Annotated in this window: 28 protein-coding genes; 18 read left to right on the top strand and 10 right to left on the bottom strand. The window is 39.5% G+C overall.

The genetic code is table 11. The features are described from left to right. Positions 1-190: 190 nt before the first annotated feature. On the bottom strand, positions 191-877 hold the full coding sequence (locus UYC_RS0115040; RefSeq protein WP_016872784.1) for a response regulator: 687 nt from the start codon (positions 875-877) through the stop codon (positions 191-193). Between the two features lie 961 nt (positions 878-1,838). On the opposite strand from UYC_RS0115040, the gene UYC_RS0115035 reads away from it, so the two are divergent. The 3 genes from UYC_RS0115035 to UYC_RS0115025 all read left to right on the top strand — a co-directional run bounded on the left by UYC_RS0115035 (position 1,839) and on the right by UYC_RS0115025 (position 4,894). Next, entirely contained in the window at positions 1,839-2,771 is a 933-nt protein-coding gene (locus UYC_RS0115035) for an S-layer homology domain-containing protein (protein ID WP_016872785.1), read from the top strand. Positions 2,772-2,861: 90 nt separating this feature from the next. Then, a complete protein-coding gene (locus tag UYC_RS0115030) occupies positions 2,862-3,992 on the top strand; it encodes a site-2 protease family protein (protein WP_026087317.1) in 1,131 nt (376 codons plus the stop codon). Positions 3,993-3,994: 2 nt separating this feature from the next. Next, positions 3,995-4,894 (top strand): DUF3267 domain-containing protein, encoded by a 900-nt coding sequence (locus UYC_RS0115025; RefSeq protein WP_016872787.1) that lies wholly within the window; start codon positions 3,995-3,997, stop codon positions 4,892-4,894. A 49-nt stretch (positions 4,895-4,943) separates the two neighbouring features. Here UYC_RS0115025 and UYC_RS0115020 read toward each other — a convergent pair whose 3' ends face one another. Then, positions 4,944-5,372 carry a hypothetical protein gene (locus UYC_RS0115020; protein WP_016872788.1) on the bottom strand — a complete coding sequence of 143 codons (429 nt, stop codon included), beginning with the start codon at positions 5,370-5,372 and terminating at the stop codon, positions 4,944-4,946. A 476-nt stretch (positions 5,373-5,848) separates the two neighbouring features. On the opposite strand from UYC_RS0115020, the gene UYC_RS0115015 reads away from it, so the two are divergent. The 3 genes from UYC_RS0115015 (at position 5,849) to UYC_RS0115000 (ending at position 8,463) form a co-directional block, all read left to right on the top strand. Next, positions 5,849-7,165 (top strand): NAD(P)/FAD-dependent oxidoreductase, encoded by a 1,317-nt coding sequence (locus tag UYC_RS0115015; protein ID WP_016872789.1) that lies wholly within the window; start codon positions 5,849-5,851, stop codon positions 7,163-7,165. Positions 7,166-7,368: 203 nt separating this feature from the next. Beyond that, entirely contained in the window at positions 7,369-7,620 is a 252-nt protein-coding gene (locus tag UYC_RS0115010) for a hypothetical protein (protein ID WP_016872790.1), read from the top strand. A gap of 216 nt (positions 7,621-7,836) precedes the next feature. After that, positions 7,837-8,463 carry a TenA family protein gene (locus UYC_RS0115000; RefSeq protein ID WP_016872792.1) on the top strand — a complete coding sequence of 209 codons (627 nt, stop codon included), beginning with the start codon at positions 7,837-7,839 and terminating at the stop codon, positions 8,461-8,463. 18 nt (positions 8,464-8,481) lie between these two features. On the opposite strand, the gene UYC_RS0114995 is transcribed toward UYC_RS0115000, so the two are convergent. Beyond that, positions 8,482-9,045 (bottom strand): hypothetical protein, encoded by a 564-nt coding sequence (locus tag UYC_RS0114995; protein ID WP_016872793.1) that lies wholly within the window; start codon positions 9,043-9,045, stop codon positions 8,482-8,484. A 210-nt stretch (positions 9,046-9,255) separates the two neighbouring features. Here UYC_RS0114995 and UYC_RS0114990 point away from each other — a divergent pair, with 210 nt between their 5' ends. From UYC_RS0114990 to UYC_RS0114975, 4 genes are all read left to right on the top strand, one after another. Further along, complete coding sequence (locus UYC_RS0114990; protein ID WP_026087318.1) at positions 9,256-9,741, top strand: pentapeptide repeat-containing protein; 486 nt, start codon at positions 9,256-9,258, stop codon at positions 9,739-9,741. Between the two features lie 156 nt (positions 9,742-9,897). Next, a complete protein-coding gene (gene purT / locus UYC_RS0114985) occupies positions 9,898-11,067 on the top strand; it encodes a formate-dependent phosphoribosylglycinamide formyltransferase (RefSeq protein ID WP_016872795.1) in 1,170 nt (389 codons plus the stop codon). Between the two features lie 102 nt (positions 11,068-11,169). After that, complete coding sequence (locus tag UYC_RS39515) at positions 11,170-11,343, top strand: hypothetical protein (RefSeq protein WP_235082857.1); 174 nt, start codon at positions 11,170-11,172, stop codon at positions 11,341-11,343. A gap of 311 nt (positions 11,344-11,654) precedes the next feature. Continuing rightward, positions 11,655-12,293, top strand: coding sequence for a sterol desaturase family protein (locus UYC_RS0114975; protein ID WP_340140775.1), 639 nt, complete (start codon positions 11,655-11,657; stop codon positions 12,291-12,293). A 158-nt stretch (positions 12,294-12,451) separates the two neighbouring features. On the opposite strand, the gene UYC_RS0114970 is transcribed toward UYC_RS0114975, so the two are convergent. The 3 genes from UYC_RS0114970 to crtH form a co-directional block, all read right to left on the bottom strand. Next, entirely contained in the window at positions 12,452-12,715 is a 264-nt protein-coding gene (locus tag UYC_RS0114970; protein WP_016872797.1) for an eL43 family ribosomal protein, read from the bottom strand. Between the two features lie 331 nt (positions 12,716-13,046). Beyond that, entirely contained in the window at positions 13,047-13,316 is a 270-nt protein-coding gene (locus UYC_RS0114965; protein ID WP_016872798.1) for an RNA recognition motif domain-containing protein, read from the bottom strand. A gap of 223 nt (positions 13,317-13,539) precedes the next feature. Beyond that, positions 13,540-15,075, bottom strand: a complete 1,536-nt coding sequence (gene crtH, locus UYC_RS0114960; protein ID WP_016872799.1) for a carotenoid isomerase — start codon at positions 15,073-15,075, stop codon at positions 13,540-13,542. 347 nt (positions 15,076-15,422) lie between these two features. Between crtH and upp the strand changes: the two genes are divergently transcribed. The 3 genes from upp to UYC_RS0114945 all read left to right on the top strand — a co-directional run bounded on the left by upp (position 15,423) and on the right by UYC_RS0114945 (position 16,909). Then, positions 15,423-16,073: a uracil phosphoribosyltransferase gene (gene upp, locus UYC_RS0114955; RefSeq protein ID WP_016872800.1), complete on the top strand. Its 651-nt coding sequence runs from the start codon at positions 15,423-15,425 to the stop codon at positions 16,071-16,073. A 73-nt stretch (positions 16,074-16,146) separates the two neighbouring features. Next, the gene (locus UYC_RS0114950) at positions 16,147-16,497 is read left to right on the top strand and encodes a ssl2009 family thylakoid membrane protein (RefSeq protein WP_016872801.1); all 351 of its coding nucleotides are present in this window, start codon (positions 16,147-16,149) and stop codon (positions 16,495-16,497) included. 139 nt (positions 16,498-16,636) lie between these two features. After that, a complete protein-coding gene (locus tag UYC_RS0114945; RefSeq protein WP_016872802.1) occupies positions 16,637-16,909 on the top strand; it encodes a YggT family protein in 273 nt (90 codons plus the stop codon). Between the two features lie 79 nt (positions 16,910-16,988). Here UYC_RS0114945 and UYC_RS0114940 read toward each other — a convergent pair whose 3' ends face one another. Beyond that, a complete protein-coding gene (locus tag UYC_RS0114940) occupies positions 16,989-17,630 on the bottom strand; it encodes a DUF3611 family protein (protein ID WP_016872803.1) in 642 nt (213 codons plus the stop codon). A 306-nt stretch (positions 17,631-17,936) separates the two neighbouring features. Between UYC_RS0114940 and UYC_RS0114935 the strand changes: the two genes are divergently transcribed. Next, the gene (locus tag UYC_RS0114935) at positions 17,937-18,809 is read left to right on the top strand and encodes an MBL fold metallo-hydrolase (RefSeq protein ID WP_016872804.1); all 873 of its coding nucleotides are present in this window, start codon (positions 17,937-17,939) and stop codon (positions 18,807-18,809) included. A 27-nt stretch (positions 18,810-18,836) separates the two neighbouring features. On the opposite strand, the gene UYC_RS0114930 is transcribed toward UYC_RS0114935, so the two are convergent. Beyond that, positions 18,837-20,357 carry a cryptochrome/photolyase family protein gene (locus UYC_RS0114930; RefSeq protein WP_016872805.1) on the bottom strand — a complete coding sequence of 507 codons (1,521 nt, stop codon included), beginning with the start codon at positions 20,355-20,357 and terminating at the stop codon, positions 18,837-18,839. Positions 20,358-20,902: 545 nt separating this feature from the next. On the opposite strand from UYC_RS0114930, the gene UYC_RS0114925 reads away from it, so the two are divergent. Further along, positions 20,903-21,874 carry a hypothetical protein gene (locus UYC_RS0114925; RefSeq protein ID WP_016872806.1) on the top strand — a complete coding sequence of 324 codons (972 nt, stop codon included), beginning with the start codon at positions 20,903-20,905 and terminating at the stop codon, positions 21,872-21,874. Positions 21,875-22,118: 244 nt separating this feature from the next. On the opposite strand, the gene rfbB is transcribed toward UYC_RS0114925, so the two are convergent. After that, positions 22,119-23,192 carry a dTDP-glucose 4,6-dehydratase gene (gene rfbB / locus UYC_RS0114920; protein ID WP_016872807.1) on the bottom strand — a complete coding sequence of 358 codons (1,074 nt, stop codon included), beginning with the start codon at positions 23,190-23,192 and terminating at the stop codon, positions 22,119-22,121. 266 nt (positions 23,193-23,458) lie between these two features. Between rfbB and UYC_RS0114915 the strand changes: the two genes are divergently transcribed. After that, positions 23,459-23,992 (top strand): GAF domain-containing protein, encoded by a 534-nt coding sequence (locus UYC_RS0114915; protein WP_016872808.1) that lies wholly within the window; start codon positions 23,459-23,461, stop codon positions 23,990-23,992. A 152-nt stretch (positions 23,993-24,144) separates the two neighbouring features. Here UYC_RS0114915 and UYC_RS0114910 read toward each other — a convergent pair whose 3' ends face one another. Continuing rightward, positions 24,145-25,668, bottom strand: coding sequence for an ABC transporter permease subunit (locus tag UYC_RS0114910; RefSeq protein WP_016872809.1), 1,524 nt, complete (start codon positions 25,666-25,668; stop codon positions 24,145-24,147). Here UYC_RS0114910 and UYC_RS38590 point away from each other — a divergent pair. Together UYC_RS38590 and UYC_RS0114905 are read left to right on the top strand one after the other, a co-directional pair. After that, positions 25,571-25,801, top strand: a complete 231-nt coding sequence (locus UYC_RS38590; RefSeq protein WP_162139005.1) for a hypothetical protein — start codon at positions 25,571-25,573, stop codon at positions 25,799-25,801. The genes UYC_RS0114910 and UYC_RS38590 overlap by 98 nt on opposite strands. Further along, on the top strand, positions 25,770-26,543 hold the full coding sequence (locus UYC_RS0114905) for an amino acid ABC transporter ATP-binding protein (protein ID WP_026087319.1): 774 nt from the start codon (positions 25,770-25,772) through the stop codon (positions 26,541-26,543). The genes UYC_RS38590 and UYC_RS0114905 overlap by 32 nt, the downstream gene beginning before the upstream one ends. Positions 26,544-26,618 lie beyond the last annotated feature (75 nt).

Genomic DNA, 26,618 nt, shown 5'->3' with positions numbered 1-26,618 from the left:
TGGGTTACAAGTTATAGGTTACAGGTTACAGGTTAAAGGTTACAGATTACAGATTAAGGGTTATGGGTTACAAGTTATAAATTGAATTTACTCTATCCCCTGTCCCCTGTCCCCTATCCCCTGTCCCCTATCCCCTGTCCCCTGTCCCCTATCCCCTGTCCCCTGTCCCCTGTCCCCTATTCCCTGTCCCTTAATCAATTAAACCTGCTTCTCTAGCCCGGATTTGAGTAACGACGCGGACATTTTTACCTTGATTTTTTAATTCCTGACAATCAATGCCCAATAAGTTTTGAAGCCGATCCCAATAGTGGCGTACCATCCGTTCCGATACACTAATTTCTTGGGCGATCGCTTTATCTTGCAGCCCTTCTTGAAAAGCTAAAGTTAGGAGTTTCACCAACTCTGGTTTGAGTTCTGATTGGAAATAAGTTGTTTGAATATCCTTAAGATGAGTCAATCCCTGTAATGCCCAACTAACTCTGGTAAGCATTTCTCGACTAGAAAGACTTTTATCAGCAATAGTAAAGCCTCCTTTGTGGGAGTCTATCTCAGTTTTCAGTTGCACTAATTTTTTAATATATTCGCTTTGAATGACAATATTCAGCTTGGAATAGGTATTTAGCAAATGCCTGAGTAGTTGAATACCTGTAGTAGTCCGTGCCATCATCCCTGATTTTTCTGGAAGACAGATATCCATAACAACTAAATCAGGCTGAAATATAGAAATTTGATTTAAAGCATTTTCGGCAATTTTGCAAGTAATAATTTTTGCGTCTGGGTACTGTGATTGTACTAGTTTGAGTGTTCCACTCAGACAAATTTCATGACCATCAATTAAAACAATTTTAAGTTTTGGTTGAAGTAAATCTTTGTTCATGCTTGGTTCTCACATCTTAATACTTATCGAAATTTGCTTGATTTTCCCTGTTTTTACTACACCTTAGGAAAGCGGTATTTCATCAGTTGAGGGAAAAATTACAAAGCCACTTCACAGCTAAGAGGTATAAACCGAGTAGCTTTCACTAAATTTTCAGAGCGAACACAAGTATGTATAATTAGACACTTTAATTCTCCTTACACCTTAATTAATTGCAGTTAAAACCAATTTGGTATTCCAAGGGAATATTCTGTTTAGGAGGAAACAATTACGCAAATGTTTACGAAAATTTACATTTCCTTCAGGGCTTAAAAAAGTATTGTGCTTTCAGGTAGAATTCATAATTTAAAAGGCTATTGAAAACTAGTTTTTGTAGTTTTGTCTGTTAATAATTAATATCTATGCTTTTGTACAGCATAGTACAAAAGCTATAAACTGTTTTTAAATTTCGACTTCTTGTCAGTTTGTTAATTAATTGCGATCGCCTATGTTAGTAGAACTCAGGAATAGGTATCTTTAGCTTAACTAAATTAAGTGTTGCTATTGCAGAAATTCGAGATAAATCAAGCACAATAGTGAGCATATTTTACAACATCTCCGTTTTTGTGCGGTTCTATATTCTACTTAATAATACTACATATTAAGTCTTGACTTGCGAATCTGCTATTGATTTTTAGTTTTACTACATTTGTTTTTACCTTTTATAAAATCATGGATATTGTAATTAATCTGTGGTTACTATAAAACCTATTATTGATAAATCCTAAGATTGCAATAATATTAATTATTAGCTTACTTTTTGTAATTCCTAAATAACTCATTTGTTTCTAGTAATTAAAATAATTGGATAAAAATCATCTATCTTGAGAAATATATTTAACAAATGCCTTAGGTAGACAAAATATAAATAATAGCCAAATTAATATTAAATCACATCAAACAGTCAATAGGAGCAATTTTAATGATTAGCTTACCTCGATGGGTATTAGCAAGTACATCTTTGTCAACTTTATGTTTGACGGTAATTGCGTTTGCACCATTCAGCACTCATGCTCAAAATTCAGCACAGACTGTTTTTCCTGATGTTGAGCCTAGTTATTGGGCGCAACCATTTATTCGTGGTTTGGCTTTAAGAAATGTTATTACCGGATATCCAGATGGTACATATCGACCAGAACAAACTATAGAGCGTGATGAATTTGCTGCAATCATTCGCCAAGCTTTCGATCAACAGCCAGTACGGCAAATAGCAAGTGGATCTGTCTATAAAGATGTTCCTGCAGATTATTGGGCGGCTAATGCAATTGAGCAAGCTTATCAACAAGGATTTATGACAGGTTATCCTGGTGGTTATTTCCGCCCGCGTCAAGAAGTTACCAAAGTTGAAGCTATTGTAGCTTTAACAAAAGGTTTGGATTTAACGCCTGCTGCCTCAACAGCACCAGCCACAATTCCACCAACAGCTACCGCACCCAGGAGACAACAAACAGCAAAAAGGCCACTTTTATTCTTCCCAATAGCAATTACTTCCTTAATGCAGCCTTTGATGGTTCCGCCAGCCCAAGCTGTTCCGCCAACGGGAACAGCACCGACGGCAACTACTCCAACTACTCAGCGCCCGGCATCAGTTTTAATTAGTGAAACTTACAAAGATGCCAATCAGATTCCTCAATATGCTGTTGGCTCGGTAGCAACAGCAACCAGAAAAAATATAGTGGTTAACTACCCTAATTCCAATGTTCTCAATCCTAACAAGCCTGCCACTCGTGCTGAGGTTGCTGCTTTGATTTATCAAACCTTAGTTGCTCAAGGGAAAGTAGAACCTATTGCGATTAATACGCCAACTTATCAGTACATTGTTCGTACTAGCAATAACAATCAGAATGCTCAATAGTATTCTTCTGATTCGTAATTACTAATTCATATGTGTATTTTTAGTCAAAATTTACACGTAGAAGTTACGAATTTTCAAACAGAGGTAACTATGCAAAGCTTTCGACTAGGTTCCATTTTTGGATTTGAAATTCGCGTTGACTTATCTTGGTTTTTGATTTTTTTTCTGATTCTGTGGACGCTAACAACAGGAGTATTTCCAGGGAATTATCCAGGATTAACAAACGCGACATACATCGCTATGGGTGTAGTAGGAACGCTGCTATTTTTCGTATCGCTACTAGCCCATGAGCTTTCTCATTCTCTGTTGGCAAGAGCAAAAGGAATTCCTGTAGAAGGAATTACTTTATTTATTTTTGGTGGTGTCTCTCGTACTCGTATGGAAGCTGAAACTCCTGGTGATGAGTTTCAAATTGCGGGGATAGGGCCTTTAACTAGTTTAGCGATCGCACTGTTGTGTGGGTTTCTCTGGTGGGTTGGCAGAAATGTTGGTTGGGCTGTAGCAGTCAACGGTGTAACTGCTTATTTGGCAACAATCAATTTAATGTTGGCTATTTTTAATATTTTGCCTGGTTTTCCCTTAGATGGCGGTCGGGTATTTCGAGCGATCGCTTGGAAAATAACAGGTAACTACAAGAAAGCTACACGCATTGCTACCATTGGTGGCAAACTCTTGGGTTACGCCATTATTGCTTTGGGCTTGCTTCAGTTGTTTGGCGGTTTTGTTATCAATGGATTGTGGTTAATCTTCATTGGTTGGTTTCTCGCAAGTGCCGCAGAAGCAAGTTACCAGGATCTATTAATTCGCAGCACTTTAGAAGGAGTACCAGCACGGGAATTGATGACTCCCTATCCAGAAACCGTAACTCCTAACTTAAGCTTGCAACAACTGGTAGATGAATATTTTATGCATCGACGCTACCACGGTTTCCCCGTTGCTGAAGGCGATCGTGTTGTCGGGATTATTACCTTAAATCGAGTCAAAGATATTCCCCGCGAGCAATGGGCTTACCAAACCGTAAGAGAGACAATGAGACCAATAGAGGATGGAGTTAGTGTTCGCCCTGAAGAAAAAATGTCAAATGTACTGCAAAAAATGGAAGAGTCGCAATTACGTAGAGTGTTAGTTACCAAAAATGGCTCTTTACAAGGCATTATTACCGCTGGCGACATAGCTAGATGGTTGCAGCGCAGGCGAGATATCGGCGAAGAAATGGCGTAATCATGACAACATTGACGAGTAAAGAACCAACATATATTTTCCGCATCACGCCTGAGTTGGCTCTGCGTTGGACAAGTTTGAGTATCCTATTGTTTTTCGTAACTTTGGCAGGTGTGAGTAGATTGTATCAAGTAATTCACGGGCAACCGTGGTCATTCTCTTGGCAAACATCTTCCCAATCTTGGGCTGGAGTTCTGACATTTCTAGCTTTTGTTGTGATTTTCGTTGGTACACTCGTCATTCACGAATTAATACATGGGTTGGCTTTTCGTGCTTTTGGCGGCTCGCCCCGTTATGGGATCAAAGTTAAATATTTCTTTCCCTATGCTTACGCCACATCACCAGGAGATATATTTTCTCGCAACGCCTTTGTCACAATTGGGCTTGCTCCCTTGGTAGTGATTGACTTGGTTTGTTTGGTATTGCTGGCAGTCTTTCCCCAAGCTACTTGGCTGGTTTGGGTATTAGTAATTAATACTTCTGGTGCAAGTGGTGATATCTGGATGGCTACACTGCTTTTGCGTTGCCCTAAATCAATTCAAGTAGAAGATCGCCGTGCAGGCATGGCAATTTATACTCCTCCCGCTCTCGATCCTCGTTCCCTACCTTTTAAAACTTCTTTTGACAAAACTCGTTCGGTTTTGGGGGTTTGGGGTAACACTACCTTAATAGTCTTAATGGTGTTTTTGGTAGGTAGTTTTTTGCTGCCCCTCATTTTTAATATTTTGCAGGTACCTTCGTTTGTGCTAGGTACAGATGCTTTTTGGCTGATTCGCTGGCAAAATGACGCAACAGGATTTGGGCTGACTTTCAACTTAGTATCTCTACTACTGATAGCTGCTGGAATTGGAATTTTGGGTGTTTTAGTACAGGTATTTTCTCGAAGTAAATCAACAAATTAAAGTTTTGAGAAGTTCACCAGTTAAATAATTTCACAATTTGATTGAGCAATTAATATCTGCCACTAGGCAAGAAAAATAAATCTATTGTTTCGCCTGTTCCCAAACCAAATGCAGCAATCAAACTTAATAACAACAGTGCATCACGTTTACTAAAGCCAGCGAAGCGTAATTCAATTTCAGCTAAAACTGTAGTTGCTAATGGTGTCAGAACAAACGTAAAAAATAGCGACCAAGTTGCTACTAAAGCAACTGATGCACTTAAACATAACACTATTATCAAGATTTGAGAACCATATCTAATTAAACGGTCTAACCAAGATAAGCTCTGTCCAACGACTGTAAGGACTAAACCTACTACCAATATTCCCACAACCCAAATAATGTGGTGAACAGATAGATACCATCCTAAGAAAGCGTAAGAAAGCCACAGTAAAACGACAGGCGTCCAAGGAAACTGATTGAAAATTTCAACATTCATAACCTAACTGTTAACCCTGCTGAATAGAGTTTGACAATGGTTGTATGAAGTATAAATAATAATTAAATTTTATACGTAAAGCTTTTCTCATGTATGCCTCATAAGAGAGAAGATTGCCAATTTTTCACAATTTAATAACTTTTAATGGATTGTATATTTTATAACTTCTAATTTATTTATATAGGGATAGTTCGTGATTATTATCTACTTGTCTATTTCTTTAGATTTAGAAATTACGTAAAGATTTTCTAAGCAATTCAGCTAATTCGTGCCATTAGTAGAGAGAATGAAAGTTTCACAATTTTTTGTGAAAGTTAGAAATTCGGTCAAGATGCAATTTTGCTACAAGTATCAAGGTTCACACCTCAACAAAAGTAAGCTAACACTGAAATTTGCATTACCTATACTTCATAATCACCCCTTAGCATCTACAAGCTTCAATTAATTTGCTCTGTCTAGAATTACTTCAAGAAAATATGTCATCAGTCATTCAACCGAGAACAAATACTTCGGAAATTGCTGCCAATACTTCTACTCAGGAAAAGCTACATTACCAAGTTGTTATTGTTGGTGGCGGTGCCGCAGGAATTACAGTAGCATCCCAATTGCATCATAAAAACGGCAAGCTCAATATAGCCATTGTGGAACCAAACGATAAACATTACTACCAACCCGCTTGGACTTTGGTAGGGGGAGGGCAGTACAGCATTGATGCTACGGTTAAGTCAGAAGCAAGCTGCATTCCCAAAGGCGTAACTTGGATTCAGGATTATGCTGCCGAACTTGATCCCGATCATAATAACGTACTTACCCGGTCTGGCAAACAGATTCACTACGATTACCTAGTGTTGTGCCCTGGTATCCAAATCGACTGGCATCTGATTGAAGGCTTGCAGGATGCATTGGGTAAGGGAGGAGTGTGCAGTAATTACGCGTTTGAATATGCTCCCTATACCTGGGAAGCAATTCGGAATTTTCAAGGAGGGAATGCTTTATTTACCTTCCCAGCAACTCCGATTAAATGCGGTGGCGCTCCACAAAAAATTATGTATATGGCTGATGATGCCTTCCGCCAGCAGGGTATTCGTAACAAAACTAACATGATGTTTTGCTCTGCTGTAGGTGCAATTTTTCCCGTTCCCGCCTATGCAGAAAGGTTACTTAAAGTAGTTGATCGCCGAAATATTCAATTAAAATTCAAACACAATCTCAAGGCAATTCGGGCAGAAGCTAAAGAAGCTGTTTTCGATGTCACCACAGATGAGGGTGTACAACAGGTAGTTATCCCCTATGACATGATTCACGTCACCCCGCCAATGAGCGCTCCTGATTTCATTAAAACTAGCAAGCTAGCTGTGGCTGAAGGGGCTGGTAAAGGTTGGGTAGATGTCAATAAAGAGACTTTGCAGCACAATTTATATCCAAATGTCTTTAGTTTGGGGGATGCTTCTTCATTGCCAACTTCCAAAACAGCTGCTGCCATTCGCCGACAAGCTCCCGTGCTGGTAGAGAATTTGCTGGCTCTCATCAACTCTAGCTCTTTGACAGGAAGCTATAACGGCTACACTTGCTGTCCGCTAATTACGGGATACGGCAAAGTCATCATGGCAGAGTTTGACTACACCAACCAACCTATGTCTACTTTCCCAATTGATCCCAGGGAGGAGCGTTACAGTATGTGGTTGGTGAAGCGCCATATTTTACCCTGGGTTTACTGGAACCGGATGTTAAAAGGGAAACGGTTTGAGGGTGATACTTTGAAGTTGAAGGGGTGGAAGCAAGCGCAGAGTTGATGCTGTTGCTTAACAAAGATGAAAATGTTCAGATCCCCGACTTGTTTAAACAAGTCGGGGATCTATAAACATCTCCTCTCATAAGTGGCGAACTAATAGTGTCTATTGATGTATCTTAATTTTGCGAACTATTTCAGAGATGAATCTCCTGATTGACTTCGTTATAGCATTTAGCTAGGAGTTCTTGACATAGGAGAATTACTATGTTCTTGATGCACAAGCCTACAGGAGATTTAATCGAAATTTTAACCTTGGATCAACTCTTCAACCCCTGTGCCAAAGAAGTGACAGGAGTCGATCACTTTGGTGAAGAACTGCAAGATCCGGCTTCTTATCAAAAGATAGAGTTGGCGTTTCCTTCTGGTGAACGTTTGCCGCGTTGTTGGCTCGATGCTCACTATCGCGATACAGAACGTTCTACTAATCAAAAGGAGCTAAGTCTAAAGAACGGCTGATTATTTTATAAGAGATAAAAACAGCAATTTTGCTGTGTCGTCTAACATAAAATTACTCAAAGTAACGACGTTTTCTGGAGTGGTAATAGAAGTTTGAGATTGTTTGATATTGGAAGGGCGATCGCTACTAATCATTTTACTGATTTACCCAGGCGATCGCCCGTTGCTATTGCTGACAAAAATAATTAATGTATTAATTTAATTAAATTTTAAATTATGTCTTTTACTTGCAATCAAATTCTACAAAAACATACAGACATTTGGCATGAAGCGACTGTGCATCCTTTTCTCGAAAATTGTAAATCAGGTACAATTCAACCTCACCAATTTAATACATGGTTGGTGCAAGATTATCTATTTGTAATCGATTTTACGAGGATGCTGGCAAGAGTATTAGCCAGTGCACCTCCACAACATTTTGATGTCATACTTTCAGGATTAGCAGCACTTAAAGACGAGCTTAATTGGTTTAAAGAAAAAGTGGCTGAACGACAACTTAATCTTGCTACAGAAAAACAGCCAACGTGTGAGCAATACTGTAAATATATGCATAGCCTAGCTGATATGCCTTATCCAGTACAAGCAACTGCACTGTGGGCTATTGAATTTGCCTATAATCAAGGTTGGCAATTACCTGGCGCAATGCCCGCACCTTACAAAGAATTTGCTGATAGGTGGGGTAATTCTGACTTCACAGCATATGTAAAACTCTTAGAACAGCAAGCCGATCAAGTCTTGCAAACTGCTTCTGATTCTATTCAAAACCAAGCTGAAGAAACGTTTGTAAAAGTGGCAAAATTTGAAAAGGATTTTTGGCAGATGGCTTTTAATGCGGTACAGTAGCAATATCAACAATTAATTTTAAGGCTCGTATTTAACGATTGCTTGTCGCATTAAAAGTGAGTTCATACAATCAACACTACCTGTCATTAATTTACAAGTTTCTCTGACTTCTGAAAGTCCGATAACAATCCGAACATATAAACCATCATCTAAATCAGTGGTAGACACTTCATATAAAAATCTTTTTTGAGAGTTTGCAGCTAATGCACCAGCTAATATAGGTGTGGTACAAATAATTGCTTTTTTGCCAGAGGGTAGATAATAATCAATAAAAAAATCATGGTCTTTGCTAACATCGCTCCAACCATTGTATAACTGTTTTGAAGACCAAGTTAAACATCTCAAGTCTAGCCCTTTATTATTTGAACCCTGTTGAAATGCAACTTTAGAAATACCAAAATAATTATTCTCTTTTTGCTTTTGCTCTGCTAATATTCTCCTGGTATTATCAACATTTATGACTCTGACTCTAAGAATATCAAATATAAATAAACTAAGTAAAATGATAAAAAGCGCTCCTAAACCTATTGCTGTTGCTAAGAAACGAGGTTTTATTTGATGTGGTATGATTATTTTTTTCATACGTACTTATGCAATTGAGATAGTAACTTAATTGATTTACCAATTGTGCTTATCAATAACCGGATGCATTTGGACAGTGTTATAATTAATATTGTATTTCTAGAATGTCAAACTTGTGATTGAATTATATTAACAAAAATGCTTTTTAAGATGTAAGCAAATTTTGTGAAAATCTTAAATATAAAAAATAATGCTTATATAGCACTTAATATGCTAAACAGTCTATATTATAATTATCACTACAATGCGAGCCAATTTTTAAAGCAAACTCCCGAACAACGTTTACAGATTCTCAAGCAACTTGGGATTGCCCGCTATGATTTTTTAGCAAAAATGTGCTTTAATGAAGCAAATATAGCTTGCGTAAATAGATTTTTGCAAAATCCTAATCAACTAAAGTTTCCTAACTTAACAGGTTCAGATTTGTCTGGATTAGATTTGAATAATTCTAACTTCATCCGTGGTAATTTTACAAGTGCAAATTTAAGCGGAAGTAGTTTATTAAATGCAGACCTAATGTTTGCTAATTTTACAAGGGCAGACTTGAGAAATGCAAATTTAAGTGGTGCAACTCTGAATGAAACTATTTGGTTAGATGCTTTAGTAGATGGGTGTGAATTTGGTAAAGGAATTGGATTGTCTAAAGAGCAATACCAAAATTTAAAATCTCGCGGTGCTCAGTTTAATTTTAGATAAAATAGTTAAGTGAAATAATAAAACACATGAACGTCCGAGAGATAGGCGTAGGCATAAAAGTGTCTTTTCACAAGAGCAGCCTAACTTATGGTAAAGATAGCACAAAAAGTACACTAAAGGATTAAGAAAAAGTTTGAGTTAGGAAGAAAAAGATTAATGAATAATTCGATTCAGCTACCAAAAAAATTAATGTTACTAGGTTCAGGAGAACTTGGTAAAGAATTTGTAATCGCGGCTCAACGTCTTGGAAATTATATAATAGCCGTTGACCGTTACCCTTATGCTCCGGCAATGCAAGTTGCAGACTGCTCAGAAGTTATTTCCATGTTAAGTGCAGAAGACTTGGAAAGAATTGTAAGCAAGTATCAGCCAGATTTTATCATTCCAGAAATTGAAGCAATTAGAACAGAAAAGTTGTTGGAATTTGAACAACGAGGAATTACAGTTATCCCAACAGCGGCAGCAACTAACTATACAATGAATCGGGATAGAATTAGAGAGTTGGCACATCAAAAATTAGGCATTAGAACTGCTAAATATGGTTATGCCTCTACTCTAGAAGAGTTAATCGCTGTTTCTGATAAGATTGGGTTTCCTAATGTTGTCAAACCTGTAATGTCATCTTCTGGAAAAGGTCAATCTGTAGTTAAAGATAACACAGAAGTTAAGAGAGCTTGGGACTATGCTATAGCAGGTTCGCGAGGTGACAGTCAAAAAGTAATTGTTGAAGAATTTATAGATTTTGAAATTGAGATTACTTTACTGACTATTAAGCAGTGGAACGCACCGACTGTTTTCTGTTCTCCCATAGGACATCGTCAAGAAAGAGGAGATTATCAGGAATCTTGGCAGCCAGCAGCTATTTCGGAAGACATGATTTTACAAGCGCAAGCAATAGCTACAAAAGTTACGGATGCTTTAGGAGGAGCCGGAATTTTTGGAGTTGAGTTTTTTATTACTAAAGATGAAGTGATTTTTTCTGAACTTTCACCCCGTCCCCACGATACAGGAATGGTAACTTTAATCTCACAAAATTTGAACGAATTTGAATTACATTTAAGAGCTATTTTAGGTTTGCCTATTCCTCATATAGAACAATTGGGATTTTCAGCGAGTGCTGTAATACTCGCTTCGGAAAAATCAGATTCAATAGTTTATACAGGTGTGGCTGAGGCTTTATCAGAAAAAGATGTAGATATCAGGTTATTTGGTAAACCTAGTGCTCATCCTTATCGACGGATGGGAGTAGCTTTGGCTAAGGGAAGCAGTGTGAAAGAAGCGAGAGAAAAGGCTAAAAGAGCGGCCGATAAAATCAAATTGCTATAAAATATCTATTTGTTCACATCTTGCACTATTTGCTTAATTGCAATTTGTGTAGGGTGGGCACTGCTTAACTTTCCTCAAGCCCTTATTTTTAAGTTATGGAAAGTGCCCACCTTACGGTTTCAGTTATGGAAAGTAATTTTTGTAGGGTGGGCACTGCTTAACTTTCCTCAAGCCCTTATTTTTACGTTATGGAAAGTACCCACCTTACGGTTTCAGTTTGGCTATGATGTGTGCGATCGCCATTTTGTACTAAGAGTTAGCGATCGCGAAAACTAAATTTTTAAATATCCCTGAGGATAGAGTCGTTTGGTTGTGAGAACTGTTTCATGGTAACAGTGGAAAGCAAGAGTAATCGATTCATACAGCCACAAAGGTAACGATTAGGTTGCAAATGGTAGTGGAATATGCTTCCCTCACTTCAAGGAGGAAACTTTACATTGATGAACCACTCATTTTGGTTCTATTTGTTTGTCTTATTCGGGTTGATTGTTGCCCGATACTTTCTCATCGCTGGGGGAGCCTATTTGCTCTTCTATTCACTTCTGGGGAAGTCACTCGCCAAACGGAGCTTACGTCGAAAGCCTCCGATGATTCAGTCAATTCTCAAGGATATTGAATTATCGGTTTTATCGGCAGTGGTTTTTGCTGTTTGTGCAGCGCTGATCCTGTGTGAGTATGATTTGGGAGTAACGCTCTTGTACACTGACTGGCGTGAGTACGGGCTGTGGTATTTAGGAGTTAGTTTTATTTTGGTGCTCATCCTTCAGGATACGTACTTTTACTTTATCCATCGAATGTTTCACCACCCGTCACTTTTCAAATGGATGCATTATGGGCATCACCGTTCAGGAGACTCAACACCGTGGACATCCTTTGCTTTCGATTTCCCAGAGGCGATCATACAGGCACTCTTCTTTGTCGGTGTAGTCTTCATAGTTCCACTCCATTTCATCACCTTAGTTGCTGTACTGGTGACGATGACGGTATGGGCAGTGTTGAATCATCTTGGATTTGAGGTATTTTCCTCGTCATTTAAAAGCCACTGGTTTGGCAAGTGGTTGATTGGCCCGATGCATCACTCAATACATCATCGTAAGTATACCGTGCATTATGGATTGTACTTCACTTTTTGGGACAAGTTATTCGGTACGCAGATCCCTGACTATGAGGACATTGCTGAAAGTGTAATTACAAATACTACGGGGATTGAGAATGAAATTTTTTAACAATGGTTGTTGTAGCAGACAATGCTATAAATGCAAGCAATGCGATCGCCAGTTTTTAGAATCCTACAGACGGTAGCGCTAATCCAAAGCAATTTCCTACCGTCAAGAATCTATTAAATTAATTAAGTAATGGGCTTTTTATCAATCTGGCTTTAGCTTTATGCAGCAAGCATTTTTTGCTGATTTGTGAATGTGACTGTATGTTTTTGTAAGGGTTGATAAACTGGCATTTCTTGGTAACAGTGACTACAACGCCAGTAGATTCCTTTCAAGTCAATATGACGTAGCAAAGTATATGAGCAGCAAGGGCAAGTATGCTTGATTCTCATTAGATGCCAAGTATATATAGCTGTATTTTCTTCCCTTCTTCCAGTTAAAGAAGGAGTCAATGCTTGAAGAGATTTATTTAATAAAACTTGCATTATTTTACCTGGTTATTGTTAATATATTTAACTTAGATTGTTATGCTTAACTGTGGCAAGTTATAGTTGAATCTATAGTTATTATTTGTACTTCTCTCTATTCAAAGGATTAGGAATTTGCTTAAGAAAGAAATCTTTGTCTATAGAGGTCAAATTTTTGATTTCATACCTCTATTCATGAAAAGCTATACTAAATATGGAAGTTATCTAAAATTCCGACTTGATGTTGGAGAGCTTGTCATTATATATTGCCCATTTATGGCTGCAATATTGCAAAATAATTAGCAGTTGAAAATATCAACAATCAAGTTTTTCAGCTTCCAAGTAAGTACTATAAATGGCACGAGTAAACTTCTTCTAATTCAGTCCTAGCTCTATTCACTTTGAGGATACGACCCATCCACTTAGCGCCTCTGAGCATTTGTATTGCCGATATTTCTTCGGCAGATGTCTCCATTTCTACAACAGCAAATCCTTTGTTCTTACCAGTTTTCTTGCTCGTAGGTACTTGAACTTTCTTAACAGTTCCGTATTCTTCAAATATACGCTTGAGGTCGTCTTCTTCAACCTCATAAGATATATTACTTATATAAATTGACATATAGCACCTCTCGAACCAAATAGGTTGTAGAGATTTAGATCCGGGAAGGCGTCTATGACAATATTTTTATGGCGTAGTTACATAGCCGAAAATAATTCTCTTTAGTTTAACCCTAGCATGGAATAAGCGATCGCGCTTTCTTTCCGTGTAATTCTTAGTAGAACGTTACTCCTAACAATTGGTGATCAAGCTACTCACGCTGCATCACAAGTTGTTAACTAAATTACAATCCCAAATCCACTGCTATTCTATGAGCGCAGGCAAATCCCGAAAAAGCTACGGCATTCAATCCCTGCCCTGGAAATGTACTATCTCCCACACAGTACAATCCACTAATAGCAGTTCTATTAAACGGCATTGCTAGTAACCCCCGCAATTTGCGCCGAGGAATTGCTCCGTAAGTACCATCTTCGCGCCCTAAAAAGCGACGGTGACTGCGTGGCGTTCCTACTTCCAGATAATCCAGCCCTGCATCTAACCCCGGAAAAATTTTCTCTAGTCGCTCAATTATTCGCCAAGCAGCTTCTTCTTTCTTCGCTTCATAATCCTTCACAGAAAGTCCTTGCCAATCATCTATCCAATGTGGCGTAAACGTGTGAATGATATGCTGTCCAGCAGGTGCTAAATCCCGATCTAGCAGCGTGGGAATCGAGACGAAAATAGTACCTTCTGGATCTGCCATTTTTTTCCAGTCTTCTAACAAAATGTGATGACATTCCGTCTTTGCAGGTAATACAGAAGCTTTCACACCCATATGCAAGCTCAAAAAACTGGGTGATTTTTGATAATTTTTCTGCCATTTTTTCTCATTAAGAGGCATTTTCTTTAATGGCAGTAATTTACGGAAAGTATCCCATCGTGTAGCGTTTGATACTATACGTCTAGCATAAAAAGTTTGACCATTAGTTAGTTTAACACCGATCGCTCGCCCATTGTTTACGAGAATTTGCGTGACTTTTGCTCGGTACTTAATTTCACCTCCAGCCAGCACAAGTCCCTCTACAAGTTTTTGAGCTATTTGTCCTACGCCACCCTTGGGATAATTTACTCCACCATAGTGCCGATCTGAAAATACCATTCCAGCATTAATCATGGGTGTCATATCCGCTGGTACTACTGACCAGCAATAGCACTCCATATCAATAAATTGCAATAACAAAGGGTCTTTTATATATCGTCGTGCAACATCTCCAGCATTTTGCGGAAAATACTGTAGTAATCTCAGACAAGCTAAAGGATGCTCCCAAAACATCCGCATCAGATAGCCTGGTTCTTCCAGAGATAATAAGTCCATACTATTTAGGCAATTAAAGACTTTCCAGCATTCGCCATAAAATCGACGAATGCCTTTAGCTTCATGAGGAAAATATGCAATTAGATTTTGCAAAAACTTTTCATAATTCCGTTCAACCTTGAGATTTAGACCATTGGGCAAATGATAGTGAATCTGCACAGGATCGGGAATTACTTCTAAACTGACATTAACGGCATTCAAAGCACGGGTAAGTAAGTTGGTTGTACCACGTTGTCCAAACCCAAAAATCATTGACGCACCAACATCAAAGCGATAGCCTTGCCGTTCAAAGTAACCAGCACTACCACCAGGAATCAAATAGCTTTCCAAGACAAGTACCTTAGCACCTTTTGCTGCTAATTGAGTCGCTGTTACCAAACCACCAATTCCTGAACCAATGACGATCGCATCATAATAGGGATTGGGAATTGGGGATTGTGGGCTGGGGAAGGGGATCGGAGGCATGAAATCAGTCATTTCAAATGATTATGTTGTGATATTTTTAACGGTTATCTTATAAAATACACACATTTTTACTTCTCTAGCCTCTAGTCCCTAACCCCTAGCCCCTACCCCCTCCAAAAAAAAGAGGGACAAGCCTGCAAAGCTGGCTAATCCCGTCTGCCGATCCTTAAAGAGAGGAGAACACTGACTGTTAATATAACTTTGATTGAGAAAATCTGTCAACTATTAATGAAAAAGTTTTTCAATAATTTTTTAAAGAATGAATTTTGAGTTGATAGCCGGACAATCAGAAAGAGTATTATGATGTTTCAGTTGTGATCCGATATGTAAAACGCCTGTTTCTGGCTATGACGCTACAATTGCGTGTTTACGTTCCACCCCATCCCCTTATTAAACATTGGTTGGCAGTTGCTCGCGATGCTGCCACACCTTCAGTATTATTTCGTACTGCCATGACGGAATTGGGACGCTGGCTCACTTATGAAGCAGCTAGAGAGTGGTTGCCAACCCAAGAGACAACAGTAGACACTCCCTTAGCTTCTTGTCCGGCAACTTTGATCGATCCAAGCGTGCCAGTGGCTGTGGTGCCGATTCTGAGGGCAGGGCTAGGATTGTTAGAAGGAGCGCAAACACTGCTGCCCTTGGCTTCAATTTACCATTTGGGCTTGGAACGAAATGAAGAAACACTACAACCTTCTTGTTATTTAAACAAATTGCCAGAAAAATTTCCCCCCCAAACACGGGTATTGATTACCGATCCGATGTTAGCTACGGGAGGTTCTATGCTCAAAACACTAGAAGAATTGACACAGCGGGGTGTCGATCCAAGTCTAATCCGGATTGTATGTGTAGTAGCTGCTCATCCGGCTTTGCAAAAGTTAAATACAGCTTATCCTGGTCTAATAGTTTACACAGCTACTATAGATGGGGAGGTCAACAGCCAAGGATTTATTGTACCGGGTTTAGGAGATGCAGGCGATCGCACCTTTGGGACTTAAGCTAGTATGCAGCTAGAACAAAAAAGTAACTAAACAATCCAGACGTGCAGCGTTTCTTATTGGCGGTAAAAATATGAGTCAGCGTGATGGTTTTGCAAGTGGTTTTTTCCTCGGAGCGATTTTCGGTAGTGTAGTAGGTGGGATTGTAGGTGCGGTAGTTGCTTCTCGCACTGATAGCGAATTAGTAGCCGAAGAGGAGCGTCAAATCACTACCGAACCAGAAACTAAAAAAGCATCTTTGAGGCGACGTTCCATGAAAGCTTTAGAAACCGATAGCATGGAAATGGAAACAGCGCGGCGATCGCTAGAAGATAAAATTGCCCAATTGAATGCAACAATCGATGAAGTGCGGCAGCAACTAGGCAACGTGAATAGCAATTCTAGTCAGGGCAGCCACGAAAAGCCACTTACCAAAGATGCCTAAATCGAAGATTACAGGAGCAAAACAACTTCGTTGTGGGAAATAGCAGCGATAAACTGCATACACCACAGCGTCAGCTACCTTAAAATCAAAATATAAGACCGCTGTTTACACTTACGCTAGAAAGGAAACTGACCCATCCATGGATTTACTGATTGCCACACTGGCTACTTTTATCCAAATTTACAGCACATTACTGATTATCAGAGTGCTGTTGTCGTGGTTCCCCAATATCAACTGGTACAACCAACCATTTGCTGCTTTAAGCCAAATTACCGACCCTTATCTGAATATCTTCCGTAATATAATTCCCCCACTGGGTGGTATCGATTTTTCCCCCATCTTGGCATTTCTGCTACTTAACATAGTTGGCAATTTACTCTATTCTTTAAGAGGTTTGCCATTGCTTGGTTAGATTCAGAACAAAAAAATACGTAAAATTATGATTGTAGAGACGCCTATATGGAAAGTCTCTACAATTTATTTTTTTGTCTTTACAACTCAGGATGCAACCAATTAAATAGCCCTAAAGCAGCAGCTGTGCCAACGTAATGAGCAGTGATGCCCGTCATACTTGCCATTGCGACAAAGATATCCAACGAGCGAATAATCCGAGTCGGATCGTAAATTGCTACCCCTTGTGGTTGAGCAATAGATTTTGAGAGTAAAACACCCAAACCCGATCCTCCTCCTAAAATAGTCAACAGCATTCCAACAAAACCTGCAATTACAGCAATTCGCAGCACTTTCATGACATCTGCTTTCTTTGGATGCAAGCTCGAATCGGGATGACGGAGTCGTTTGGCAAAGCGAGTAATTCTAAAAGCTAAATAGCTAGTAAATAATAAGGCTATAATTCCACACACTCCCCAAAAGATACTAATGTTAACTCCAGGGATTGTTTCTTGATTGTAGTTCACACCTGGTACTACACCTGGTACTACACCTGGTGCTCCAGGAGTAGGTGTTACTGCTTGATTGAAGCTACGACCGGAAATTGCGAAGATCAACATTAAAACAGAAGCTGCTCCCAATCCAAGTTGTAACCACAAGCTCACCCAACTCACAAGGCGCAAAATGTTGGCGATTCTTTCCAGTTTAGGATTAACAGTGTGTACTTCCGATTGGGCTTGCATAGTCGTTAAATATAATGTGAGGATAATCTTTTTCGATCTCAACCATAGGTATTTCGGCAGGAAATTACGACCTTCTCTAGTAAGAATGTCTTGGGCTGAAACTAATACTTAAGTAGCGCTAGTTAACGGTTTATGTGGAGGTGGGCAGCTATCACACAGAAAAAGTGAATCTTTCCCTTGTGCCTACTGCCCTCTGCCTTTCCAGACAGATATCAGCTACCAAACCCTACAATTGTATTTGCTAGTCTAGTTATATAGTTATTCATGCTTTTCCAAGAAATGTCTAGCTAAAAAAGGTTTAATAAAATGGCTCATTTAAATCTGCGTCGCCCCGAAAATGTTAGCGGCGACTTTTATGTAGATACCACCTGTATAGACTGCGATACTTGCCGTTGGATGGCTCCCGAAGTTTTTACTGAAGCCGAGGGAATGTCAGCTGTTTATCACCAACCAGTTAATGAAAAGGAAAGATTGAAAGCACTGCAAGCACTGTTAGCTTGCCCAACCAGTTCTATTGGTACAGTTGAGAAGCCCGAAGATATCAAAACAGTTCAGCTAAGTTTTCCAATTCCTGTAGAAGATAACGTTTACGATTGTGGCTACCATTCAGAAAAATCTTATGGTGGGGCAGGATACTTTATTCAGCTACCAGAAGGTAATGTTTTGGTAGATTCCCCTCGCTTTACGCCGCCTTTAGTTAAGCGTTTAGAAGAGATGGGAGGAATACGCTATATGTTTCTGACTCACATGGATGATGTGGCAGATCATCAAAAGTATGCACAGCATTTTGGATGTCAGCGCATCCTCCACAAAGACGACATCACTGCCGATACTCGTAATGTAGAAATTCAGCTGGCAGGTGCGGAGCCGATTCAATTAGCTCCCGATTTATTAATTATTCCAGTTCCCGGTCACAGTAAAGGACATACTGTTTTGTTGTACAAAAACAAATTTCTCTTTGCTGGCGATCATCTGGCTTGGAGTGATGAACTTGGGCATTTATTTGCTTTTCGTCAATATTGCTTTTACTCTTGGACAGAATTAATTAAGTCAATGCGTAAATTGGCTAATTACACTTTTGAATGGGTTTTACCTGGTCATGGACGGAGGTATCATGCAGATGCAGAAACTATGAAAGAGCAAATGCAAAAGTGTATTCAGTGGATGGAAGCTAATTGAAAATAGGAGCTAGAATTCGTTGAGGAATCATCCAAACTTTGGGGAGGATATTTCTTGAGCGTGCCAGTCTTGGGCTTGTTGGCGGATGCTTTGTAATTCTTCTTGAGACATTTTATCTAAATTTTTCATAATAAAGCTCATCCGCCCTTGGAGATGGAGTTGCTCGCGGTGTCGATCTAAAAAATCCCAGTAGAAAAAGTTGAACGGACAAGCATTTTTGCCGACACGTTCTTTGTGGTTGTAAACACAACTTTTGCAATAGTCACTCATCCTATTTATGTAGTTAGCAGATGCGGCATAGGGTTTAGATGCCAAAACCCCTCCATCCGCAAATAAACCCATACCAATGACATTTGTTTGCATTACCCAGTCATAAGCATCAATAAACGTTGCATGAAACCAATTTTCTACTGATTGTGGCGAAATTCCGGCAATGAGAGCAAAATTACTCAACACCATCAATCGTTGGATATGATGAGCATAACCAGTGCGCTGTACTTGCGTGAGAATTTGGTGCAAACAATTCATTTTAGTTCTACCTGTCCAAAAAAATTCTGGTAGTGGTTGTGTGTGGTTAAACCAATTTTTTTCTGGATAGTCTGCATCTACATAGTGATAGATACCATGCATATATTCTCGCCAACCTAGCACCTGACGAATGAAACCTTCTACGCTATTTAAAGGTAGTTGGTGTTGCTCATATGCTTGTTGAACTGCTTGAATTATCTCCAAAGGTTGAAGCAAACCGATATTCATGTAAGGAGAAAGCAGCGCGTGCCACATTGTCTCTTCTCCCGTTACCATCGCATCTTGGTAGGAACCAAAATTTTTGAGACGATGTTGAATAAACCAATATAATACTTGAAGTGCTTGTTTGCGAGTTACTGCCCAGCGAAACGGCTCCACTTCTCCGTAGGTTGGCACAGAAAGAGAATTAACTTTGGCGATCGCCTCGCGAGTAATTTCATCTGGTTCAAACCAATGTGCAGGTGGTGTATTTAGCTTTCCTTTTGGTGGTTGGCGATTTTCTTGATCAAAATTCCACTTTCCCCCCACTGGTTTATCTTTCTCAATTAAAATTTGGAAACGTCGCCTTCCTTCCCGATAGAAATCTTCCATAACTAAGCGTTTTCTACCTCTTGCCCAATTGTTGAATTCTTCTGTACTCCACAAAAAATGATTGTTAGGAATCAAAAGCTGATGGCAAGAAAGTTTTAAACTTTGAATCATTTGGGAGAATGGGCGATCGCTCGGCATCATTACCCGTAATTGGGTAATTTGATTTGCCTCGATCCACTCTTGAAGTGGTGTTTCAAAATCTTCCGCGATTTTATATGTGACTGAGTATCCGAGTTGGCACAATTCTTCAGCAAAATGCCGCATTGCCGACCAAATCAAAACTAGCTTTTGTTTATGATAAGGTCTGACTCGGACATGATGCAGCGACTCAATCAAAATTACAGGCACATTCTCTTGATGAGAACAACTTTGCAAAGCTGCTTGTTTTTCCCAAAGCTGATCGCCTAAGATCCAAACCCCAATCGTCATTGTCAGTACCAAAACTACCCAGAACTACAGATAAACATAGCGCAGTTGGCGTTGCTGAATCGCGGTATGAATTTGATGTGTAGAGACGCGATATATCGCGTCTGGGCAGGGGTTTTGGCATTACGAAAAATTATTTTCATAGCCTAAATCAGCAACGCCGCGCAGTTAGTTTCCTCAACACGTCTGTTTTTACCAAGGTTACGGAGAAATAATGTCCATAACGCACGCTACTGGCTGCGGTTTTTTGATTCGATGGACTGTCAATAATTTTTATTACACTGTGAGCTACTTAGTAATAACTACTTTATTTTAAAGATTTAGAATAAAAGTCTTAATTGACAAGGGTTAAACATTACATAGCTTTCAAGGTATTATTAAAGTAAGCAAAAAAATATACATTAACAACCACCAGGAAATTTATTTTCTGCTCGCGCAGCTAGTACTTGAGTTGACAATAAACTCCATCAGCCCTAACTCTCTCTTACCTGAATGAGAGAGAAACAATTCTTTCAACCTTAATGCATTGACTAGTTTAGGATCTGTCCATGTCAAACCGTCCTTTCAATCCCACTTTCTTAGGCAATCTCAAAGCTAAATTATGGAACCTAAGCCAACCAAGTTTTTGGGGAACAGCAATTTTTTTATCTGTTGTAGGGCTGGTAATTAGAGAATATTGGACACATCCAGATTTTTTAACTTCTGGACAAAAACAGCAAGTGTCTTCACAAAAATCTACTGACTCTTCTTTATCGGTAGAAGATAGGGCGATCGCTGCGGATATTGATAACTTGCCAGTTCTTTTTTATGACTTTGATCGTGCAGATATAACTTCAACAGCTAGTACGCCAAAGAAAAATACCAAAAACAACAATAGCAAGGATGTATTAAATGATTTAGGCAATAACAATTCCAATTCAGGCTTAAAGCTAGCTAATCCTGCCCACGTTCCAATACTAGAAAATCCATTTGTGGTACAAGCCGAAAATTTATTGCAGTTAAAGAGTTTTCCAAGCGATCGCCAAATCTCAGGAGTAAATGGGATGGTGCCAACTCCAATAGGAGCGGGAGAAATTTCTACTCCCAGTCAAGGTACTTCTCCAGTTAGCGCTTTACAAACAGCACTCAACCAATCGACAAACCAGAATTTACCAACTGGCAATAGCACAAGTTTAACTCAGATGAATTCCTTTGAGCGATCGCTGCCTACCCCCAGTCAAACTTTCTTACCAAATATGGGGTTAACGACACAAGTAGGAACTCCTGTGATTCATGGCAGTAATTATAATGCGGTAACAGTAACAAATCAGCTACAAAATTCTATTTCCGTCCCTAATAGTAATTTAGATTCCCGCTTTACTAATATTCAAAATCAATTTCCCAATCACTCTGTTAATTTAAATAGTAATCAGTCATCATCCAGCGTTATACCGAACAATCTCCAAACGTTAAATCAAGATGTGGTTACTCCAAACAACACGATGAAAAGTAACTATAATTCTGGATTTCCTAATCAATAGTATTTGGTTTCATCACAGATATCAGTAAGTCAAAATAAATAAACTAAAAACATAGATCCCTAGATCCCCGACTTCTCTAAGAAGTCGGGGATCTTAATAATAAAAAACCAGTGATTTTAACACCACTGGTATCTCTTAGATTTAAATGGTTGAATTCTATGACAACAAAAATCTCGAAACTGATGATGTCAGTAAATTCTTACTTCGTAAAGTCATATGCAACTTTCATGCAACATTAAAATTTTTAACTAGCAGAGAAAACATAATTTTTCTGGTAATAAGCTTGATATTCCTCTGACAGTAGAGGTTGCCACCAATCGTGGTGGGTAAGATACCATTTCACAGTCAATCGTAAACCTTCTGCAACCGTAACAGAAGGTGTCCAGCCAAGCTGAGTTTTAATTTTAGTAGCATTAATTGCGTATCTGCGATCGTGCCCTGGTCTATCCTTAACAAAAGTAATCAAATTCTGGGCAGGATGTACAGGTAACTCTGGTGCTAATTCATCCATTAACTCACATAACATCTGCACTAGGTTAATATTTTCCACCTCATTGTTACCGCCGATATTATAGGTTTCTCCGGGTGCCCCGCGATTAATCACTACATCTAAAGCACTACAATGATCGCCCACATAAAGCCAATCGCGAACATTTTTGCCATCGCCATATACTGGTAATGGTTTACCCATTAAAGTGTTAATACACATCAGAGGAATGAGTTTTTCAGGAAACTGATAGGGGCCGTAATTATTAGAGCAATTTGTAATAATGGTTGGTAGCTCGTAGGTATGGTAGTAGGCACGAACTAAGTGATCGCTGCCAGCTTTCGAGGCTGAATAAGGACTATTGGGAGCATAGGGAGTAGTTTCGCTAAAAGCAGGATCGTCAGCACCAAGACTGCCGTAAACTTCATCAGTGGAAACGTGCAGAAAACGGTAATTAGCAGGTTGCGAATTTGCTTGCCAGTGTTGGCGAAAAGCTTCGAGTAGGGTGTATGTACCCACTACATTGGTTTGTACAAAAGCACCAGGCCCCAATATAGATCTATCTACATGAGATTCAGCAGCAAAATGGGTGATCGTATCAATATTTTCGGTTTGGAGTAGCCGATCCACCAACGAGCGATCGCATATATCTCCCTGCACAAAGCGAAAATTTTCTCGCTCTTCCAGCCCTGCCAAATTTGCCCGATTTCCTGCATAAGTTAAAGCATCCAATACCACCACTCGATCATTAGGATAATGCTGACACCAATGATGAACAAAATTTGAGCCAATAAAACCCGCACCACCGGTTACTAACAAACGACGACTCATGCAACTCGCTCCTGTTTGTTTTTAGCACTACAATACTAGCTGCTAAGTAGGTATTGGGGACAGGTGATAGGGTACAGGTTACAGGTTATAGGGAACAGGGGACAGGAGATGCGGATAATTGTGATTCACATTCTTGCTCTTGGTGCTCCTTGTCTCCTTGTCCCCTTGTCTCCCCCTCCTCTTCCTAGCCCCTAATCACTGTCGCTGGGACGATGTTTTTAATTGCAGGTGGTTGAGAAAATACTCAAAAAATCACAAGTCTTGCAATGACCGATCTAACTTTACCAAAAGCAATTAGAAATATTCTCGACACCCACACTGAACCGAATTCTGTCTTTTCTGCCTTACTTCCGATACTGGGGGAAATATTGCAGTGCGATCGCTGTTTTCTTTATATGCGAAATCCTCAAACTAAGCTGGGCAAGGTTCCCTATTGCTGGCGGCGAAGTCTGGAGATTCCAGAGGTTATAGACTCTGAGTGGAAATTAGAACCAGACTCGTTACTAAAAGAAGATCCGATGTTTGCTGCTGCAATTAGAACCGATCCTTCAATTTATGTTGAAGATGTAGAAACCGCAAGTCCAGAGGTAGTGAATAAAGAATTTGAGCGCAAGCAATTTGGACATCGGGCGCTAATTCACGCTCATTTGTGTCAAGACGGGCAACTGTGGGGTATTTTACAACCAGCTGTCTTCGGTCAAAAGCGAATTTGGTCAAAATGCGATCGGGCTATTATCACTGAACTTGAAAGTGAATTAGCACCTTTGGTGGTTAGGTACGTTAAAGAAGCTAATTGTTAAAACATAAATTGCGTTGATAGATAAAGTAATAAACCGTAAAGACGCAGAGAACACAAAGGTAAGAAAAAGAGGCAGAATCAGGACTTACGTAAAAACTCCCTCAAACTCTTATTTCTTTGTGTCCTTTGTGTTCTTTGTGGTTCGTTTTTTTACTATTTAACTTTGCGCGATCGCCTCACCGGATTCATCCACACTTCTAACTTACTAAAAGCTTGTGAAGAAAGTAGTGTCAAGCATAAGTAAACTACAGCCACAGCAGCATAAATTTCAAAGGCGCGATAATTTTCTGACACAATTAATTGTCCTTTACGGAACAATTCTTCAAAACCAATAACTGCAACTAAGCTAGTATCTTTGAGCAAACTAATAAACTCATTACCTAATGGCGGTATCATCCGCCGAAAAGCTTGGGGAAAAATCACATAGCGCATTGTTTGCACAGAATCTAAACCTAATGATTGTGCAGCCTCTGCTTGTCCTGTTTCTATAGATTGAATACCAGCGCGGACTATTTCTGCAATGTAAGCGGCGCTATTCAAACTTAATGCTATTACTGCTGCTGCAAAACGATTAAAGGTAAATGTTAAACCTAACTCTTGGATGATGGCGGGTATACCAAAATAAATCATAAAAATTTGTACCAGCAAGGGCGTTCCTCTGAAAAAATCTACATATGCTCTTGCTAGCCAACGTACAGGTTTGAGATTGGAAAGGCGTAAAATCCCAATTAGGGAACCACCGATTAAACCAAAAACTACAGAGACTATGGTTATTTGCAGTGTTACTAATGCTCCCTGCAACAAAATTGGAATAGACTGGAAAATCAAATTAATGGAAGTGATAAATGTAGATGCTCCAGTAGGAGTTGCAGTTGTAAAGGGTAATTTTTCTGGTAATTTGGGTGGCGTAGTTTTGAACCATTTTTGATAAATTTTGGCATAGGTGCCATCTTTTAGCACTCCTGTCAAACCTTGGTTGATTGATATTAAATTTGGCGAATTTTTCGATGTAGCAATGCCGTAATACTCTTCAGTTAGTAGTTGTTGTACAACTTTAATTCCCTGGAGATTACCAGTATTAATTGCGTACAAAGTTACTGGAGCATCGTTGATTACCGCATCTACATTGCCGTTGAGTAACTCTTGAAGTGCTAAAGGCGCAGAATCAAAGCTGCGAATTTGTGCGCCAGAAATGCTCTTAGATTTATCTGCACCAGTAGTACCAATTTGTACGGCAATCTTTTTATTTTTGAGACTATCAAAATTAGTAATATCTTGATTATTTGCACGGACAGCTATTGCTAAACCTGCTTTAAAGTAAGGACGCGAAAAAGAAATAGTTTTTGCACGTTCTTCTGTAATAGTGATGGAACTGATTGCTGCATCCACTGTTTTTGCTTGCAAAGCCGGAATAATGCCATCAAAAGGCAAACTTTGAAACTCGACTTTAAAATCACCCTCGTTGGCGATCGCTTTCATCAAATCAATATCAAAACCCTGCAACTCACCCCCCTGCCCTTGGAACTCCATTGGGGGAAATGCAGGTTCTGTCGCCACCCTCAAAATTTTACCCGCGCCATTGACACTCGAATTGAAACTGCAACCACCAAGCAGCAAACAACTCAACCCAATAACTAAACTCAAGCGCAACCAGCGTACAATACCCAACCTAGCCATACTTCCTCATCTGAAGCGGTTTGGAAATCAAGTCAACTTTAGCACCAACCGTCCTGATGGCAGCCAGATTACAATCAACTGTAATGCAGCTGAAATTGGTTATGAACAACTCCACTCCCGCGATCGCATTTGAAAACATCGAAAAAAACTTTAGTTCGCTCAAGGTTCTTAAAGGTATCAGCGGCAAAATCTATCGCACAGAAGTAGTGGCAATCATTGGCCCCTCTGGTTGTGGTAAAAGTACTCTGTTGCGCTGCCTGAATCGTTTGGAAACTATTGATGGCGGGCATTTAGTAGTCAATGGTATCGATTTATCCCATCCTCATTTCAACCACAGGCAACTGCGACAACTGCGGACACAAGTGGGCATGGTTTTCCAGCAATTTAACTTGTTTCCTCATTTGACTGTTCTAGAAAATTTAATACTAGCTCCCTGCAAAGTGCTAGGGAAAACCCGTAAAGAAAGCGCCCAATTAGCAGGGCTTTATCTCGAAAAAGTGGGGCTTTTTGACAAAGCATCAGCCTATCCAGAGCAGCTTTCTGGCGGACAAAAACAACGGGTAGCGATCGCTCGTAGTTTATGCATGAATCCCCAAATCATGCTCTTCGATGAACCAACTAGCGCCCTAGATCCGGAATTGGTAGGCGAGGTTTTGCAAGTTATGCAGCAGTTAGCAGCAGAGGGCATGACAATGGTAGTTGTCACCCATGAAATGCAATTTGCTCGTGAAGTTGCCAATCAGGTGATATTTATGGATAAAGGTGTAGTGGCAGAACAAGGCTCCGCTCATGAAGTTCTGACAAATCCTCAAAGCGATCGCCTGCGTCTTTTCCTCAGTCGCCTCAATCGAGATTGGCAGGCAAATGCAAACTAAGTAAAGTATTTATCATTACTAGGGCATTTCTTTAGACAGAGGTTTTAACCCAGTAGAAAATTTATCTTTAAATCA

Origin of the sequence: Chlorogloeopsis fritschii PCC 6912 (assembly GCF_000317285.1) — a bacterium.
In the GTDB taxonomy this organism is placed as follows: domain Bacteria; phylum Cyanobacteriota; class Cyanobacteriia; order Cyanobacteriales; family Nostocaceae; genus Chlorogloeopsis; species Chlorogloeopsis fritschii.
The sequence above is the reverse complement of the archived record's forward strand: the minus strand, read 5'-3'. Positions and strand labels throughout refer to the sequence as shown.